Source organism: Vibrio sp. Hal054 (assembly GCF_037162405.1).
Taxonomy (GTDB): domain Bacteria; phylum Pseudomonadota; class Gammaproteobacteria; order Enterobacterales; family Vibrionaceae; genus Vibrio; species Vibrio diazotrophicus.
In genome coordinates this window covers 653106-671418 of the sequence record NZ_JARLUT010000002.1, presented here as the reverse complement: position 1 = coordinate 671418, position 18313 = coordinate 653106, and the positions used below count along the sequence as shown (strand labels likewise).

The window sequence follows — 18313 nt, the reverse complement described above, 5'->3', positions numbered from 1 at the left end:
ATGAGATTATTAAAAAAACACTATTTAACGGCCTGTATTTTGACAAGCCTGCCGACAGTTTCTGTCGCTAAGGAAACAGACGAGTTAAAGCAGCTTCGATCCACTAGAATGTCGGAAAAGGTCAAGGTTCATGAGCAAACGGATAGCTCGCGTATCTACCTAGAACAAGGCGCAATTTGGGCAAGCCGAGATATAACAAAATTTAACCCCGTTTTAGCCGTTAGCGTGACTGACGAGGTTGAAGTTGAAAACGGCAAGTTTGTCAGTCCTATGAGTTTTTCCGTCGACACTAACTATGGCTATTACATTAAGTCATGGCAGTTAGAAGTTTATCGTGGTGGAGACCGACATCTATCACAGCCGTTAGTCGTTCAGAAAGGCCAACAGCTGGCAAATAGCACCAGTATTGAATGGGATGGGACTACGGATGTCGAGCATAAGTTCAAGCTGGGTCAACAATTAATTTTCCGCCTGAAAGCTTGGGATGAACAGGGGAATATGGATACCACCACATTGGGTGTGGTTGACCTTGTTCGACCTGATAAAGAAGTATCGATAGATAAAAATACGGGTCAGTCAGATAAAGGGCGTCAATTTGGTCGAGCGAACCTGATGCGCCATAACATTCCGACTTCATCAGGGTTGGCTAAATTTATGGGTACGGGGCTCAATGGTGTCGACAAAGTTGTTATCGGTAAGGATGAATTTGACGTTGTCGAAGGCGAGCTTTATGCAGAAATATTCTTACCAACAGACGCTTATAATTTCCCGACAACCGTAGTATTTGATGACGGAGAAGAGCGTCGTTTTTCCCTTTATGCTCGTATTCCTGACACATACTACGCACAAGCAGGCTTAGCGGATTTTTATATTGGTTCTAACCGTGTAAGTGGTAGCACGGGGGCATTAGATGTAAATGACCAGTATGAAAAAGACATCTACAGCCAGGGGCGATTAGCCTATTTTGGGCAGGGAAAATTTGGCGATAAGCTGAGAGTTACTGCTCATGTGGATACACAAGAGCATGCCATTAAAGACATGTTTAAGCATCCTTTCGCCTCGAATGATAACTCAACGGTATTTGATATCGTCGATGGTGATGACGAGATGATGTATGGTCACTACGGTGATGGTTCCAATATCCGTAAAGTGGTGAATACACAAGGGAAAGTGTATTTAGACGTCGAGTACGACAAATCACAGTATTTGTGGGGTAACTTCAACACTGGAATCACTGGGACGGATAATAGCGATTACAACCGCAGTTTATACGGTTTTAAAGGTGATTATCGTACCCGTTCAACGACCAAATATGGTGAAGACCGATTAAACATTGTTGGTTTTGCTTCTCAAAGTGAATTTTTGTTTGCTCATGACGAATTTCTCGGGACGGGAGGCTCCCTTTACTTTCTGCAACACGGAGAAGTGATCCCCGGTAGTGATAAGGTCATGGTCAAAGTCACCAACAAGGATAGCGGCATTGTTGAGAAAGAGATTGCACTGACAGAAGGCGTTGATTATGAGATCGATGACTACCAAGGTCGCATCATTCTAACCAAACCACTGTCTGACATCGTTTCGAGTCGCTTTGGTGATGTGATAAACGATTCCCCTCGCGGCGGCTATGAAAACTATTTGGCGGTGGACTATGAATACGTTCCTACCGGAAGCAGTGCTAAAGAAGCGATAGTTTTAGGTGGTCGAATAAAGGGGTGGGTTAATGACTATGTCGGGCTGGGCGCTACCTACGCGAGTGAAGAAAAAGATGCGCAGGATTATGAGCTTTACTCTGCCGATTTAACCTTAAGAGCGACAGAAGGTACTTATTTGAAGACCGAGTTTGGTCAAACAAAAGGTACTCAGACCGATAGTAACTTTGTTTCGTTTGATGGTGGTTTGACTTTTACACCTATTACCTCGGCAACAGAAGGCGACAGACAAGGCAACAATCTTCAAGTACTTGGTGTTGCAAGCTTATATGATTTAGCTCCGAGCATTTTCGGTGCTGTGGGAAATGACATCAAAGCTTGGTATAAATCGAAAGATGCTGATTATTCTTATGCCAGTCAAAATGACAATTTAGAACAAGAGTCATATGGAGCAGAAGTCCGATTCCAACTTAGCGACTCTATTCAATTTGCTACTCGCTTTACTTCGATGGAAGAAAAAGAAGTGGATGGCAGATTAGAAACTGATAGTGAACAAGTAGAAGCCGAAACACAGTTCCTAATCACTGAGAACTTCAAGCTATCTGTTGCTGGTAAACAAATTAAAGAGCTAAACCAAGAAAAAGAGTCTGGCACAGGCACGTTCTTGGGAGCGAAAGCAGAATATCTTTGGGATAGCGAGAACAGTGTTTATATCAAAGGTCAAACTACCGTAGATAATACCGATAACTACGATGAAAACGACAGCGTCACAGTGGGTGGCGAGACTCGTGTTTTTGACGATATTACCCTAGGAGCCTCTTATACTGCGGGTGACAGAGACGAGGCGACAGAAGGGACAATCAACTATGATGTGAATCGAGACTATTCGACTTATGTCACCTACGTTGATGACAACTATGAAGATCAAAATAACGTTATTTTGGGACAAAGGGCTGCTTTGACTCAAACCGTCGATTTTTATCAGGAAAACCAGTTCGTTAAAGAGAATAATGGCAAAGGTCGTATCGATTCTTTTGGTTTTGATAACGAAGTGAACGATGACGTCGATGTGGGCGTTTCCTATCAACAGGGCGAAATAGACTATGGGTATGACCCAGAAAACGCCATAGTGGGCGTTGTACAACGCAAAGCCGTAAGCTTCAATGTCGCTGCTGATTTGGATGATGTGATACTCAAACACAAACTAGAGTACCGAGTTGACGAAGCAGAACAAACGAATGAAAAAGTCATTCAGTGGGTGACGACAAATAGTTACACCCACCATCTGACGGAAGAATACACACTATATGGAAAGTTCAACTATTCACGTTCAGAAGACGATACAAATAACGAGCTACTGGCTCGCTTTATTGAGTCAACAATCAGTTTGGCATATCGCCCAGTATATAACGACAATCTTAATTTGTTGTCGCGCTACACCTACCTCGTTGACTTTGACAATCTGAGCCGAGATGGTACTTATTCAGATGAAGTCAGTCATATCATAGAAACGGAAGCTCTCTATCAATGGGATGCGAACTGGGAGTTTGGAACCAAGCTTGCCTACAAAGACAAAAACCAGATATTTAGCCGAGCATCTGGCGCAGATGTCGATGTTGATACAGATATCTATCTGGCAGGGCTAAGTGCCTCATATTTAATTATGAAAGGTTGGGACATTACTGGTCAGTATCACTGGAAGATCGATACACAGTTCGATGAAGTAGAAGATGGCGCGCTCGTTTCGTTCAATAAATATGTTAGTGATAACTTTAAAATAGGTGTGGGATACAACTTCTCTCGCTTTGATGACAACTTAACTAATGATGATGACTATGATGCACAAGGTCTCTTCATTAACTTAATCGGCAAAATCTAGAGGAAGGCGTAATGAGTGGTTTGAGCCGTAAAGTTAAATTAACGATAGCTTCAGGTTTCAGTGTTTTGGCATTAGCTGCATGCAGTACTGACACATATGTTAGCCAAGAAAATGTCGATAAATACGATCATCGAGTCAGTAAGTTCCTTATTGCCGAATGTCTATCCCCTCAGAGAGAAATAAAAATTGCAGTTGCCGAACATTTTGATTTTGATAAGTATGAGTTAAAAGAAGAGGATAATGCTGTGTTGGATCAGTTTGTGCGCGATATCAGGAAACTGAAAGGTCGTATATCCATAGCGGCACATACAGATTACCAAGGTTCAGAGACCTACAATGAGCGGTTGTCGCTACGTCGTGCAAACTCGGTTAAAGAGTACCTACTAAAGAATCTGCCTAATAATGAATATCAATGGGAACTGAAACACTTCGGAGAGAAGGTACCGTTATTTAAGGAAAAAACATTAGAGGCTAATGCTGCCAACCGTCGTGCGTATGTGATGTTTGAGCAAATGTTGGAAACGGAAACTCATGCTTCGTGTTTACCACCTAAGCCAGAACGTAAAGTTTTTGTCGCGTTAACCTCTCACTTTGAGTTTGATGATGCAACCTTGAGAGAGGAAGATAAGCAAGAACTGGATAGGATTGCGTTAAAGCTAGAAGAGTTGCAAGGGCATATATTGATCGCTGGGCATACTGATTATCAAGGTTCTGTTAGCTATAACGAAAAGTTAGCGTTAAAAAGAGCTGAAGCGGTAAAGGCGTACTTGGAAACCAAGGTTGCGAACACGGATTCGTTTATATGGGAAGTGAAATCGTTTGGCGAAAGTGAGCCCCTTGTGCATGAGAAATCATTAGTGGCCAACAAAAAAACCGCCGAGTTTTTGTTGTGTTTAGAGAAGAAACCGTTCAACAAAATAAAAAATAAGTTAAAACATAATGTTATGACTCTAGTTTTATTCATGGGTATTGAAACGCCCATTGACTAGAGAAAATATTAAAAATTCGAACAACAATGACGTTGATTACAGAAAGTCAGATAACAAGGAAGCAGTATGAATTCACCAAAAGTCGCAATTATCACCGGTGGTGGGCGAGGTATTGGCGCTGAAACAGCAAAACTCTTTGCTCGCCAAGGCTATGCGGTATGTATCAATTACAAATCAAATGCGGATGCAGCGGCAAGCGTTGTGGAAGAGATTGTGGCACTTGGTGGTCAATGCATTTCGGTACAGGCTGATGTCTCTCAAGAGGCAGATGTGATGCGACTGTTTGAAACCGTAGATAAGGAGCTGGGTACACTCACTGTTCTTGTTAACAATGCGGGGATTTTGAAAAAGCAGATGCGTTTGGATGAGATGACCGCTGAGAGAATCAACGCTATCCTCTGTAACAATGTCACCAGTTATTTTCTCTGTTGCCGAGAAGCAGTTAAGCGTATGTCTACACGCCATGGTGGGCAGGGTGGCGTGATTGTGAATGTTTCATCAACCGCTTCCCGTTCTGGCTCTCCAAACGAATACATTGATTATGCAGCGTCGAAAGGCGCTATAGATACATTAACAAAAGGCCTATCACTGGAAGTGGCGGCTGAGGGAATTCGCGTTAACAGTGTACGCCCCGGATTAATCCATACCGATATGCACGCTGATGGCGGTGAACCAGAGCGTATTGAAAGATTGAAATCCAAAATTCCTCTTCAACGTGGTGGGTTACCCGAAGAAGTGGCAGAAGCTATCTACTGGCTAGCTTCAGAAAAGTCATCATTTTCTACTGGTAACTTTTTAGATCTCGCTGGTGGTTTGTAAGCGGTAAGGTGAATCCATAGCATGAGTAAAAGCTTCGCAAAGTGAACACTGGGCTATTGCCTTGTGTATCAATTATCAGTGGCATCATAGAACCAGATAGGAAAACGTTATTTATTTAGCTAAGAGATACTCGTTTAACCATGACTAGTTTTTAAGTTTTATTGAGTTCTGTTTCATATCGGTTCTAGGGTTGTTTTAACTTTCGATCTTCTTTTGTATTTATTTGTTGCACATTATTTATGTATCTTCGAAATATGTATCTAAGTATTTCAATTCAGGTAGTGTCTTGTGCTTTTAAATGGCGGATTTAATAGAATCAAACGTTGAGAATGGGCTGAAATTATAATTTTTAGAAAGCCTTTGGAACCAACATCTTTGATTATGGAGTTACCATGAGTAACCAAGCATTAAATCAAGCGTCATCACCGAAGCCGAGTGGTATGGATCGCTTTCTTAATTTCATTGAACGGGCAGGTAACAAGATCCCTGATCCGGCAATTCTATTCTTCTGGGCACTCGTTATTACTTGGGTTGCGTCCGCACTTTTATCCAACGTTTCATTTGACCTTCTAAACCCAAGAACTGGCGAAGCGCTGGTAATTAAAAACCTGCTCACCGGAGAGTCACTAGCGAATTTCCTTGCGAGTATGGTAACAACGTTCACTGGCTTTGCACCGCTAGGCATCGTGTTGGTTGCGATGTTAGGTGTGGGTGTTGCTGACTCTTCTGGCTTTATCACCACTGGTCTGAAGAAAATGCTGAACTTCACGCCAGCGAAATTGTTAACGCCGATGCTGATTCTGGTAGCGATTGTGTCACACACTGCAGCAGACGCTGGTTACGTACTGGTTATTCCTCTAGGGGGTATCATCTTTCACGCAGCAGGCCGTCATCCTTTAGCCGGAATTGCTGCCGCTTTTGCTGGTGTTTCTGGTGGCTTCTCTGCGAACTTTATTCCTTCTGGTATCGACCCATTGCTAGCGGGTTTTACTCAGACGGCAGCTCAGGTTCTTGACCCAGAATACGTGGTTAACCCTCTGGCGAACATCATCTTTACTGGCCTTTCTTCTGTTATTGTTATTGCCATTGGTTGGTACGTAACAGAGAAAATCATCGAGCCACGTTTGGCAAACACGCCAATCGATGAAGATGCAGAAAAGGCACCGGATCTTGCGTCTTTCACTGAGCTAGAATCAAAAGCTTTCCGTTACGCAGGTTGGGCAATGGTTGCTGGTATCGCGCTTCTTGTTGCGGCGCTGATGCCTGAAGACTCAGCTCTGCGTTCTCCTGATGGTCAGATTACTGCGTTCTCTGCGCCAATTATGAAGTCTATTGTTCCGTTGATCTTCATCCTGTTCATCATTCCAGGTTATGTCTATGGCCGAGTTTCAGGCACATTTAAAACCAGCAATGACATCATCAAAGCGATGGCAACGACTATGTCTACCATGGGTGCATACATCGTCATGTCGTTCTTCTGTGCTCAGTTCCTATCGGTTTTCGCACAATCAAACATCGGTACTATGCTAGCGCTATACGGTGCTGAAGGTCTAAAAGCAATGAACCTTCCGGGTGAAGCAACAATTGTGGGTATGATCCTACTGACTGCTTCAGTTAACCTGATCATCGGTTCTGCATCTGCGAAATGGGCACTGATTGGTCCAATCCTAGTGCCAATGTTGATGGCGGTGGGTATCTCTCCTGAGCTTTCTCAAGCGGCTTACCGTGTGGGCGATTCAGTATCTAACATCATTTCGCCTCTGATGGTGTTCTTCCCATTGGTGGTGGTTTACTGCCAACGTTATGTGAAATCAACAGGTATCGGTACTCTGGCTTCTCTGATGATGCCATTCTCAATCGCAATGATGATTGGTTGGACTATCTTCTTGCTTGCTTACTGGGCGGTGGGTATTCCACTAGGAATTCAGGCACCTTACGAATACGTAATGTAATTACGCTGTGTAACCAAAAGCCTGCCAAATGTTGTGCAGGCTTTTTTGTATCTGCTCAAAAATATTATGACCTAAAAACCAGTCAGTTATATTCAAATTATCTTCCATAGCTTTGTTTAACCATGCTCTGTCAAAGGTGAACAAAAGATGTGAACTACACTGTAGAAGGAATAAAACAGTGGTCGCATCGCTTTTCACCACGCGAGTCAATGTTAAGTAGAAGCGAAGTAGGAGATTAATGGTATGGCAAAGTACAAAGTTGGCTACTTCGTCGGTAGCTTGTCTTCCAGTTCTATCAACAGGCTGTTGGCGAAAGCACTGGTACGCTTGGCTCCTCCTGAGCTTGAGCTGATTGAAATTCCAATCAAGGATCTGCCGTTATATAGCGCGGACTATGATGCTGATTTCCCGCCAGTCGCTCGTGAGTTCAAGAAAGCCATATCCGCTATGGATGGTGTGTTGTTTGTCACTCCAGAATATAACCGTTCAATACCCGGCGGACTAAAGAACGCAATAGACTGGGCGAGCAGACCTTGGGGGCAAAACTCGTTCACAGGCATGCCATCTGCGGTAATAGGCACATCTCCAGGTTCAATTGGTACAGCCGTCGCCCAGCAAAGCTTACGTGGCGTACTCTGCTTCTGTAACTCACCACTGATGAACACTGTGGAAGCGTATATTCAATTTAAACCGGGTTTAATCACAGAGGATGGGAAAGTGACAGATGAGGACACGGAGAAGTTCCTAGCTAAGTACATGTCTGAACTGCATGCTTTTATTGTGCGAGTTCTCACTGTGCTACCACGTTCGAAGAGCTAGTTGCTTGATTAGAAGTCAGTTTGTGAAACCACTACAAATTTAATGGCAGCATTGTGTTTTGTTTGCTGCCATTCTCTTTAATATTTTAGGTAACGAATAGGCAAAAATATGGCGATGTGAAGCATGATTTTTTCCACCTTTATCCTCCTAAATTCTAAATAAATTATCAGCTTCTAAACTGCAAAAATAAAAATATTCACAAATATTTATATCTATTTGAACTAATCGGTGTATAGTGCACGCAGCTCTTAAACGTGAGCTATTTATGAAATGTTTAGTTCAAGTCTCTTCTCAGTTTTCTTTCGATCGATTTCGTTATACTACTCCTGCGGCAACTTATTCTTCATCTTCCATCAAATAGCCTCGATTTTGGATTTTATGATGATTAACGAGGTATTTATTATGTCTAATAAAGCAACTGGTTCAGTAAAATGGTTTAACGAAACAAAAGGTTTTGGTTTCATTTCTCAAGACAATGGCGGTCCAGATCTATTTGTTCACTTTAACTCTATCGTTTCAGAAGGTTTTAAAACCTTAGCTGAAGGACAGAAAGTAACATTTAGCGTTGAGCAGGGTGCTAAAGGCGCTCAAGCTACTAACGTTCTAACAGCTTAAGTTAGCTTTCGAAAAAATAAGCACGATTTGCTTATTTAAATAGAAAAAGCACGAGTAGGATAAAAATATTTCGAGAAGTTTTTATCCTAAATTCACGCAAGTGAATGCCTTATTTTTTGATGTTCTGAATAGTCTGTTTAATCGATATTTTTAGATTTATTTTATTTAGATGTAACTATGAATATTATTTCTTTGTTACTGAAGTTTTTCTTATTTTTATAAAATATAAATCTCAGAGTGAATATCTTTTAAAAATGCTTTTCAGTATAGGAATAGTGAATGAGAAAAAGACGAGATAAAGTTGCAAAGAAAGCTTGGAAAAGTGGCTACGAAGCAAAATTTGAGCAAATGGTAGGTGAATACCATAGTGCAAAAGAGACTCTTGAAACGATGACGGCTGGTTCCGATGAATTCAAAGCGCAGGAAAAACTCTGCGAATCTCTTTTCTCTAGTGCCGAACGCTTCTTTAAGCAGCACCAATAACTCAAGATTGATTTGCCACAGTCTCACTTGATCTTGTGGCTTTCTATCCCTTAGTCCCCCCTTACTCTCCCTCATTTATTTGCACTTCTAGTTAATCCAACTAACGATTAGTCAGGTTTCCAACAGAATTAAGTGCAAAATCATGCGCCAAACCCAAACACTTTTAAATACGTAAATGCAGCCGCCAGTTCAGGACCTTAGCTCAATTCTCGCGCTATACCCTAAATCGAGCAGCTTTTCAGTTACGTGAAAATGGATATCGGATGTGCCTATCCTACTTTCAGTGAAGGTAATTCGTAGTCATAGGTTATGGATTCGTGGCCCCTTAATGCTGTTTCTAACAGTTAGGAAACTTTTCCTGAATATTTATTGTTGGGATCCCGCTTTTTTACTTTTCTTAAAAAGTAATGTGAACGCTATCACTAGATACTTTTTCCTTGTGGTCAAACCCCGTTGTCTTTACCTCATACCAACCCTATTCTCAGTCTGCTACTTAAAACAAAGGACTGAAAGCCTATGAACAACAAGAACAAGGTATTCTCGCTGGCGGTAACTACTTTGCTTACTGCTGGAATTTCTGCCAAAAGCTTAGCTGCTGATGTGACTGTTTGGGCTTGGGACCCGAACTTCAATGTGGCTGCCATGAATGAAGCGGCCGCTCGCTATAAAAAGATCGACCCTAGTTTTAATCTCAAGGTTATTGATTCAGGTAAGGAAGACATTGAGCAAAAACTGCATACCATGCTGGCCTCAGGTATTACGAGTTCGTTGCCTGATATTGTCTTAATTGAAGACTACAATGCTCAGAAGTATTTGCAGGCTTACCCTGGCTCTTTCTTGCCACTGCAGGAGCACATCGACTACAGCCAGTTTGCACCATATAAAGTTAAAGTGATGACTATTGGTGACAAAGTGTTTGGCATTCCTTTTGATTCTGGTGTTGCTGGTATGTTTTATCGAAGTGACTATCTAGAGAAAGCAGGCTACACCCACAAGGATTTGCTTAATATTACGTGGGACAGGTTCATTGAAATTGGTAAAGACGTCAAAGCGAAAACAGGTATTAGTATGCTGACATACGATATCAATGACGTAGTGTTACCTCACATCATGATGCAGTCAGGTGGTGAATGGTTCTTTACTCCAGAAGGAGAGATGAACATCGCTAATAACCAAGCGCTTAAAGAGACATTAAAAACTATCAAAGCAATCAACGACGCCAAAATTACTCGCCCAACATCAGGTTGGTCTAGTTTTGTTGGCAGCTTTAACGCTGGTCAGGTGGCTACAGTAACGTCTGGCGTTTGGATCATGGGTTCTATTAAAAGCGTTGACGAGCAAAAAGGTAAATGGCGAGTTGCACCAATCCCAAGTCTTAAACTACCTAATGCAAAACATGCTTCCAACCAAGGTGGTTCGAGTTGGTATGTGCTAAGTACCAGCAAAGATAAAGAAGCGACTATCAACTTCCTCAAGAAAACATTCGCAGCTGATGACGACATGTACCAAACCTTACTGGTTGAACGTGGCGCTCTGGGCACATATTTGCCAGCAAGTGTGGGCTATGCCTATACAGTCGAAGATGAGTTCTTCTCTGGGCAACCTGTTTTTTCTGATTTTTCCAAATGGGTAGCTGAGATTCCGCAAGTTTCTTATGGCATGTACACACAAGAAGTAGACAACGCCATCTCTGCTGAAATTCCTGCTCTTCTATCGGGTGATTCAGTTGACGACGTGTTAAAGCGCGTCGAAACCGCACTTAAATACCAACTGATGTAAACCACTTCGGCTTGGGGCTCGCCCCCAAGCCTCTTCAATCCAATTAAATGGTGTAACCATGCATAAATCCAAGATGCACAGGCTGTATGACATTAACGGCTGGGCTTTTGTCGCAACTGCCGTGGGTTTAATTGCCTTAATGACTCTTTACCCGATTGGAAAGTCGCTCTGGTTATCATTGCATTCCGGTCGTGGGGTAATACTAGAATTTGCTGGTGTCTCTAACGTGATCAGGCTGTTTTATGATCCGATGTTTAAAAAAGCCCTATGGAACACTCTGACATTTCTAGCCATTCAAGTACCGATCATGATCTTCCTTTCTCTGGCGGTCTCATCGTGTCTGAACTCATCCAAATTAAGATACAAACAGTGGTTCCGATTGGCTATTTTCTTGCCTTGTGTAACTTCTTTGGTGGCTTACTCAATACTGTTTAAGAGTATGTTTGAGCTCGATGGCGTTGTGAATTCTGTATTGATGGCGATTCACATCATTTCTGAACCGATTCCTTGGTTAGCCGATCCATTTTGGGCAAAAGTAACGGTTATCATCGCTATCACTTGGCGTTGGACTGGCTACAACATGATTTTCTTTCTATCGGCAATGCAGAATATTGATAAGTCTATATATGAAGCGGCTCGAATTGATGGCGTAAGCCCGATAAAGCAGTTCTTGTTCATCACTGTTCCATTACTGAAACCTGTGATCTTATTTACTACGGTGACATCCACTATAGGTACGCTTCAGTTATTTGATGAAGCAATGAACATCACTAATGGAGGGCCTGCGAATTCAACGATGACTTTGTCACTCTATATCTACAACTTATCATTTTCTTATGTGCCGAACTTCGGTTACGCGGCCACAGTTTCCTATGTGATTGTTGTGCTATCGGCGGTTTTAGCTGTTGTGCAATTTAAAGCTGCGAGGAACAAGTAATCATGAAACGTAGTCAACTTTATACCTTATTCATGCACTTGTTTTTAGGTATTGTCAGTCTCTTCTCGCTATTTCCGTTTTACTGGATGGTGGTATCAAGTACCAACCGTACTAGTGATATAAACATTGGAAAATATACATTTGGTGACCAGCTACTGGTTAATTTCAACAATCTGACTAGCCAAGTGGATTTGACTTTAATTTTCTGGAATACAGCCAAAATAGCCATTATCAGTACAGTAGCGACACTAGCGATATGTTCTATCGCTGGTTATGCGTTTGAAATTTATCAAAGCAAGAATCGTGAACGTGTTTATACCGCTTTATTAACGACAATGATGATCCCGTTCGCTGCCTTGATGATTCCGCTGTTCACAATGTTTGGTAAAGCGGGGTTACTCGATACTCACTTTGCTGTGATAATGCCGACCATTTCTGGCGCGTTCATCATTTTCTACTTTCGCCAATGTACCAAATCTTTCCCTCTGGAGCTTATTGATGCTGCTAGGGTAGAAGGCGTTGCGGAGTGGAAAATTTTTCTTTTTGTCTACGTACCAATAATGCGAGCCAGTTACTCTGCCGCCTTCATTATCGTATTCATGTCCTCTTGGAACTCATTTTTGTGGCCCTTGATAGTCCTGCAATCTAATGAGCTTAAAACAATAAACCTCATTCTCTCTAGCTTTGCTTCTGCATATTCACCCGATTTTGGGCTGATTATGGTTGGCACAGTACTTTCCACATTGCCAAGCCTTTTGATTTTCTTCGCGATGCAAAAGCAATTTATCGCCAGTATGACCGGAGCCGTTAAATAATGCGAAATACCCAATTATTGTCTCAAAACTGGGTGTTTTGCCCAGGCTTTCACATCAACGCTTCACTTGAACATGTGCAGGGTAGCCAGAAAATAGAGTTACCGCACAACGCGGTTGATGTCCCACTGAACTATTTTGACGAAACAAAACTTCATCAAGGTTTTACTTATCAGTATTGCTTAAAAGCGACGCAAACCGATTTTAGCAAGCAACTGGTTATGCATTTTGAAGGTGTGATGTGTGATGCACACGTATACGTTAATGGTAAGTTGACCAAGCAGCATAGCGATGGCTATACACCATTTGATGTGCATCTGTCACCTTGGTTACAAGAAGGCGACAATCACATTACTGTCACGTTAAGTGGACGAGAAAACCCAGCGATTCCACCTTTTGGTGGCATGATTGATTTTCTTTGCTTTCCTGGCATTTATCGTGACGTGAACTTAACTCGCTTTGATGAGGTACGCGTGAAGAACGTTAAAGTCGATACCTTTAACGTTCTGTCAAAGCCAACAGTGGAAGCTACGGTTTATCTGGAAAAACTGGCTGATTACAACGCGCCATTGACGATGAAGCTAACACTAGTCTCTGCCGAAGGTAATACAGTCGCTAGTCAGCGGATCACGAATTGCCAGTCAGATGAACAAGCGATAAAAGTGTGTTTCGAGCCACTTACTGAGGCGCAATTGTGGCATCCAGACCACCCGAATTTATATACGCTACAAGTAGAGCTGCTTGGTGAAAATCTGAGTGATTATTATCAGTGCCGTTTTGGGCTTCGTGAAGCGGAGTTCAGGGTAGATGGATTCTATCTCAACAATGAAAGACTTCAGTTGGTCGGGGTAAACCGACATCAAAGTTATCCGTATGCGGGCTACGCGATGGGTAAACGTGCCCAACAACTGGATGCGGAACTGGCTAAGCAAAAACTAGGCTTCAACTTGATTCGCACTTCTCACTATCCTCAGTCTGTACATTTTCTGGATCGATGCGATGAACTGGGATTACTCGTTTTTGAGGAAATTGCAGGGTGGCAACATGTCGGAGACCAAGCTTGGCAGCAGAAATCAATTGATAATGTGCGAGCGATGATTGAACGCGATTGGAATCACCCTAGCATCATTTTGTGGGGTGTACGCATTAATGAATCTGTGGATAGCCACGACTTCTATACTCAGACAAACGCATTGGCTCGTAAACTCGATCCTAGCCGACAAACGGGTGGTGTACGCTGCATTCAGAACAGTGAATATCTTGAAGATGTTTATACCATGAACGACTTCATTTTGAGCGATAGCCATTTGAATCCTAATGGGGATATTGAACTGCGCAGTCCGCAAACTGTCACTGGTTTAGATAAACCCGTTCCGTATTTAGTTACTGAATATGCAGGGCATATGTTCCCAACCAAACGTACTGACTGCGAAGTTTGGCAAAATGAGCATGTGATGCGTCATCTACGAGTGCTGAATGCCAGTTTTTCGAACCCGAATATTAGCGGTGCCATCACTTGGTGTTTATTTGATTACAACACCCACAGGGACTTCGGAAGTGGTGACAAAATCTGCTACCACGGTGTTAATGATGCATTCAGGGTTCCAAAGTTTGCTGCATCTGTTTATGCCAGTCAGATGTCGCCGAAACATCAGGTCATTCTTAATCCCGTGACCTACTGGACTCGTGGTGAACGTCCGGAGGCAAAAGCTCTTCCATTAATTATTTTGACCAACTGTGATCGTGTTGATATTCAGATTGGTGATGGTGTATGTCGCAGCTTTTTCCCTGACAAAGGTCGCTTCCCGAATCTGCCACACCCGCCTGTTGTGGTTGATGTGACTAATCAGAGAGATCTGCCTGTGGGCGACTGGGGTAACTCTTGGCAAAATATTAAGTTCACTGGTTATGTGGATGGTACTGTTTGTATTGAAACCGAACTTGCCGCCTCTCCGGTGCCAACGCTACTAGATATCAGTTTGCAGACAGATAGCTTAAAAGCTCACTGTGGTGATACCTGTCACGTGGTCATTAAAGCTCTCGACCAAAAAGGTCAAATACTGCCTTATTTCAAAGATGTTATTCAGATTAGTAGCAGTGACAATCTCACTGTAATCGGCCCGACATCAATACCTCTAGAGGGCGGCGTTGCTAGCTTCTGGGTGCGAGCGTTTCAACAAGGAACTGGCGAAATCAAACTGAAGAGTTCGTGTTTTGGCGAATTCTCTCGCTCTATTTTGGTTCAACATCAACAGGTCATCAGCCAACAAACTCAAAATGAGGTTCAATATGGCTAATATCACTTTAGAAAACATCGTTAAGCGTTACGGCAGTGTCCAAACCATACACAATGTTAATCTGGATATTGAGTCTGGAGAGTTTGTGGTTTTTGTGGGACCGTCGGGATGCGGTAAATCAACCCTGCTTCGTATGGTTGCTGGATTAGAGCAGATTTCTGATGGTGCAATTGAAATAGACAACCAGAGAGTGAACGAACTTGACCCTGCGGCTCGTGGTATTGCAATGGTGTTTCAGTCTTATGCTTTATACCCACATATGTCGGTTGCTGAAAATATCGGTTTTGGTCTGAAAATGAATGGTCGCCCAAAGTTGGAAGTTGAGCAACTGGTGCAGAGAGCAGCTAAAACTTTGCAGCTAGAACACCTACTCGATCGTAAGCCTAAAGAGCTATCGGGTGGTCAACGTCAGCGAGTCGCAATAGGACGGGCAATCGTTCGGGACCCCAAGGTGTTTTTGTTTGACGAGCCTTTGTCAAATTTGGATGCTGAATTAAGAGTTGAAATGCGTTTGCAGATAGCAAAGCTGCATCAGGAAATGGGAAACACCATGATCTATGTTACCCATGATCAGGTTGAAGCGATGACATTAGCAGATAAAATTGTTGTGCTCAATCAGGGGCGAATCGAGCAGGTGGGTTCTCCAATCGAGCTTTATAATAGGCCGCAAAATCTTTTTGTGGCGGGTTTCATTGGCTCTCCTAAGATGAATTTATTACCCGCAACGGTAGTGAGCTGTGAACAAGAACGAGTGAATATTAAACTGAAGGACGGCAATACGGTGAGCTTGTTACGCGGTGATTACACGGTCTCAGAAGGGCAACCAGTGACAATCGGTATTCGTCCAGAACATCTCAATTTGGAAAGAGAAGGGGATGTTCATTTGACGATGCGTAATGAAGTAACAGAGCGACTAGGTAACGCGACATATATGTTTGGCCACTGTGCTGGCGTTGATAGTTTCAAAGTACACTTAGTGGGAGACCAAGTATTAGAAAGCTACTGTGATGTTGGACTGAGCTGCTTCAGTGAACAATGCCATCTGTTTAATGAAGAAGGCCTGCGTATAAACTAACGAAATCGTTTGAAACTTGATAAAAAGAAAAGCGGTCGTTGAACGGCCGCTTTTTCTATCTATTTTGCCTCTAAACATATGTGAAGCTGAAGTTAGAGTGGCTTAGCAAAACTTTTGCGCCATATCATTTCATAGCCGAGCTGAACGGTTTTGTGATATTGGCGTCCAGCAACGAGTTCCATAAATAGATCTACAGCCGCTTCTCCCATCTCAGTCGCATAGAGTCTCATTGTCGTGAGACTTGGATTCATATGCTGTGCGGTAGGGATATCGTTCATACTGATCACTTGGATATCTTTAGGAATTTCGATATCCCTTTCTTGGATGGCACGATAGACACCTATGGCGATAATGTCTGTTGCAGCAAAGACCACATCAGGCCAAGGTTGAGTGGACAGCATTTCTGTCATAGCTAAATAGCCAGATTCAATGCAAAAGTTCGTGCTAACCTTGCAGCGTGCTGAATCGTAGATGCCGTGAGCTTGGGTCATTTCTCGAAAAACATGTAAACGGGTCTCATCATTACCAATAAATGCAGGTCGCTGAACATCGGCTGATATCATATTGCCAACAATTTCTCGTGAGGCAGCTTCTCTATCGAATTGCACCACATCGCATTGTTTATCTAGCGGGTTTGAATCAACAAATATCAGGTTAGGATTTAGTGATTGGATGAGGGTGACATCTTGATCTTTAAAATGACCAACACAAATAACGGCTTGAGCTTGTTGTAAGAAACTGCTGTTCGCAGCCAAGTTATTGGCAAATGTATTACGCAAAGCGATGTTGTGTTGATGGCAGCTATTCTCTATGCCAATTCGAATCGCTGTATAGTAAGGGTCGTTTAGTTCTTCATTGGGACTAAGGCAATGAACGACCACCAAGTTTAGCGCGTCTCCATTTGCCAGCTTGTAGTGGGTGCGAGCTGCGATGGCACTTTGTTGTTGGCGCTGCTTCTTACGCTGGATAGGAGAAAGATAACCCAGCTCAATTGCCACTTTATTGATTAACTGTCGCTTTTCAGCAGTGATGGAAAGTGTATCGTCCTGATTCAGGACTCTCGATACTGTTGATGATGCTACACCAACTTTGTCTGCGATGTCTTTTAATGTTGCCAAAGAAAATTCTCTAAAAATTTTCTTAAAATATTACTAAACTTTTCCTAACAAGAAAGCGATCTTGGTCAACGGTTGAACTAACCAAGTGCAAACATCTCAGGTGTTCCTTTTCTAAATCTAATTTGGAATCTCACAACCCTATGTTTTCTTCCTGATCTAGTTCCTTAATGTATAACAGCTCACTTGTTTGGGATTCTGATTGGCATTAGAAGTCTACGCCATTTCCCAGATTGCACAGATCTCTTGCATAACTGCTTTGGCAATCGGCGAATTCGCTTTGTTTTTAGGCACAATAAAATAGAGCTCAGCCTCGAAGTCTAAATTTGGAATGATGGTGATTTGATTGTTCTGCGCATGTTCCTTTGCGTCTTCAAGTTCATAAAAGCTCAGCCCCAATCCACTTCTTACAAGCTCTAAGCGAGTTGCATCGTCATCACTGCTAGTAATGGCATTGATATCATCACCCAACTTCAATTTTAAGAAATCATCAAACGGGCAGTAGTAACCCATGGTAATCCAATGACTCTTTTCTAAGGGCGTATCGGAGTTAAAGCCAAATGGGGCAATCGTTGTGATTTTCTGCGATTTAACTTTCACTGAGACAAAATCGCTTGGCACTCCCCCATACACAAAGCCTCCGTCCATCTCTTCAGAGCGTATTGCTTCAATCGTTTTCCCTGTAGACATAGGGTGGATTTGCAAAGTAATACCGGGTGTACTTTCCAGTAAGTTCTCTATCAGGCGAGGGATTTCAAGCTGGGCTGGTTTTTGATTCAACGCCAAACGAAACGTACCGACGATTTCATCCTGACTTGATGCCGCGGCGTTCACTAGATCAAACGCGGAATCTAAGGTTTTCTGCGCTTTTTTAAGTAACAGTTCGCCTTTTTCGGTCAGTTTCATCCCTTTACTGGTTCGTACAAAAAGTGGCACTTGCAGCTCTTCTTCCAGCGCTTTGATGTGCGCGCTGACGGCTGGTGGCGTTGTATATAGTTGCTTAGCCGCTAAGGTTAAGTTTCCTGTTTGAGCGACAACAACAAATGAGCGTAGGTGATAAAATTCCATCTAATCCAGCACGTTCCATTCTCAG

General features: G+C 42.7%; 13 protein-coding genes and 1 pseudogene. 12 read left to right on the top strand and 2 right to left on the bottom strand.

The genetic code is table 11. The features are described from left to right. From P4S58_RS19080 to P4S58_RS19025, 12 genes and pseudogenes are all read left to right on the top strand, one after another. On the top strand, nt 1-3528 hold the full coding sequence (locus tag P4S58_RS19080; protein ID WP_337165217.1) for a hypothetical protein: 3528 nt from the start codon (nt 1-3) through the stop codon (nt 3526-3528). 11 nt (nt 3529-3539) lie between these two features. After that, nucleotides 3540-4456: pseudogene (locus P4S58_RS19075) on the top strand (OmpA family protein). A 127-nt stretch (nt 4457-4583) separates the two neighbouring features. Further along, nucleotides 4584-5336, top strand: a complete 753-nt coding sequence (locus tag P4S58_RS19070) for an SDR family oxidoreductase (RefSeq protein WP_112403549.1) — start codon at nt 4584-4586, stop codon at nt 5334-5336. Between the two features lie 392 nt (nt 5337-5728). Continuing rightward, on the top strand, nt 5729-7288 hold the full coding sequence (locus tag P4S58_RS19065) for an AbgT family transporter (RefSeq protein ID WP_042482922.1): 1560 nt from the start codon (nt 5729-5731) through the stop codon (nt 7286-7288). Between the two features lie 243 nt (nt 7289-7531). Further along, nucleotides 7532-8107, top strand: a complete 576-nt coding sequence (locus P4S58_RS19060) for an NADPH-dependent FMN reductase (protein WP_102962521.1) — start codon at nt 7532-7534, stop codon at nt 8105-8107. A 402-nt stretch (nt 8108-8509) separates the two neighbouring features. Next, complete coding sequence (locus P4S58_RS19055; protein ID WP_042483411.1) at nt 8510-8722, top strand: cold-shock protein; 213 nt, start codon at nt 8510-8512, stop codon at nt 8720-8722. A 279-nt stretch (nt 8723-9001) separates the two neighbouring features. Then, complete coding sequence (locus tag P4S58_RS19050) at nt 9002-9205, top strand: hypothetical protein (protein WP_042482927.1); 204 nt, start codon at nt 9002-9004, stop codon at nt 9203-9205. Between the two features lie 516 nt (nt 9206-9721). Beyond that, nucleotides 9722-10984, top strand: coding sequence for an extracellular solute-binding protein (locus P4S58_RS19045; RefSeq protein ID WP_102965267.1), 1263 nt, complete (start codon nt 9722-9724; stop codon nt 10982-10984). A 58-nt stretch (nt 10985-11042) separates the two neighbouring features. Next, nucleotides 11043-11921: a carbohydrate ABC transporter permease gene (locus P4S58_RS19040; protein ID WP_042482934.1), complete on the top strand. Its 879-nt coding sequence runs from the start codon at nt 11043-11045 to the stop codon at nt 11919-11921. A gap of 2 nt (nt 11922-11923) precedes the next feature. Continuing rightward, nucleotides 11924-12736, top strand: a complete 813-nt coding sequence (locus P4S58_RS19035) for a carbohydrate ABC transporter permease (RefSeq protein ID WP_042482936.1) — start codon at nt 11924-11926, stop codon at nt 12734-12736. Beyond that, nucleotides 12736-15030, top strand: a complete 2295-nt coding sequence (locus P4S58_RS19030) for a glycoside hydrolase family 2 protein (RefSeq protein WP_337165215.1) — start codon at nt 12736-12738, stop codon at nt 15028-15030. Before P4S58_RS19035 ends, P4S58_RS19030 begins: the two co-directional genes overlap by 1 nt. Next, on the top strand, nt 15023-16105 hold the full coding sequence (locus P4S58_RS19025; RefSeq protein WP_042482943.1) for an ABC transporter ATP-binding protein: 1083 nt from the start codon (nt 15023-15025) through the stop codon (nt 16103-16105). The genes P4S58_RS19030 and P4S58_RS19025 overlap by 8 nt, the downstream gene beginning before the upstream one ends. A 92-nt stretch (nt 16106-16197) precedes the next feature. On the opposite strand, the gene P4S58_RS19020 is transcribed toward P4S58_RS19025, so the two are convergent. Both P4S58_RS19020 and P4S58_RS19015 read right to left on the bottom strand, forming a co-directional pair. Then, a complete protein-coding gene (locus tag P4S58_RS19020) occupies nt 16198-17223 on the bottom strand; it encodes a LacI family DNA-binding transcriptional regulator (RefSeq protein ID WP_042482947.1) in 1026 nt (341 codons plus the stop codon). Nucleotides 17224-17436: 213 nt separating this feature from the next. Next, nucleotides 17437-18288, bottom strand: coding sequence for a LysR family transcriptional regulator (locus P4S58_RS19015; protein WP_337165212.1), 852 nt, complete (start codon nt 18286-18288; stop codon nt 17437-17439). Nucleotides 18289-18313 lie beyond the last annotated feature (25 nt).

Bases quoted from the DNA above. Each gene is read 5' to 3' on its own strand.
- P4S58_RS19080 (WP_337165217.1), top strand. From the start codon at position 1: ATGAGATTATTAAAAAAACACTATTTAACGGCCTGTATTTTGACAAGC.
- P4S58_RS19070 (WP_112403549.1), top strand. From the start codon at position 4,584: ATGAATTCACCAAAAGTCGCAATTATCACCGGTGGTGGGCGAGGTATT.
- P4S58_RS19065 (WP_042482922.1), top strand. From the start codon at position 5,729: ATGAGTAACCAAGCATTAAATCAAGCGTCATCACCGAAGCCGAGTGGT.
- P4S58_RS19060 (WP_102962521.1), top strand. From the start codon at position 7,532: ATGGCAAAGTACAAAGTTGGCTACTTCGTCGGTAGCTTGTCTTCCAGT.
- P4S58_RS19055 (WP_042483411.1), top strand. From the start codon at position 8,510: ATGTCTAATAAAGCAACTGGTTCAGTAAAATGGTTTAACGAAACAAAA.
- P4S58_RS19050 (WP_042482927.1), top strand. From the start codon at position 9,002: ATGAGAAAAAGACGAGATAAAGTTGCAAAGAAAGCTTGGAAAAGTGGC.
- P4S58_RS19045 (WP_102965267.1), top strand. From the start codon at position 9,722: ATGAACAACAAGAACAAGGTATTCTCGCTGGCGGTAACTACTTTGCTT.
- P4S58_RS19040 (WP_042482934.1), top strand. From the start codon at position 11,043: ATGCATAAATCCAAGATGCACAGGCTGTATGACATTAACGGCTGGGCT.
- P4S58_RS19035 (WP_042482936.1), top strand. From the start codon at position 11,924: ATGAAACGTAGTCAACTTTATACCTTATTCATGCACTTGTTTTTAGGT.
- P4S58_RS19030 (WP_337165215.1), top strand. From the start codon at position 12,736: ATGCGAAATACCCAATTATTGTCTCAAAACTGGGTGTTTTGCCCAGGC.
- P4S58_RS19025 (WP_042482943.1), top strand. From the start codon at position 15,023: ATGGCTAATATCACTTTAGAAAACATCGTTAAGCGTTACGGCAGTGTC.
- P4S58_RS19015 (WP_337165212.1), bottom strand. From the start codon at position 18,288: ATGGAATTTTATCACCTACGCTCATTTGTTGTTGTCGCTCAAACAGGA.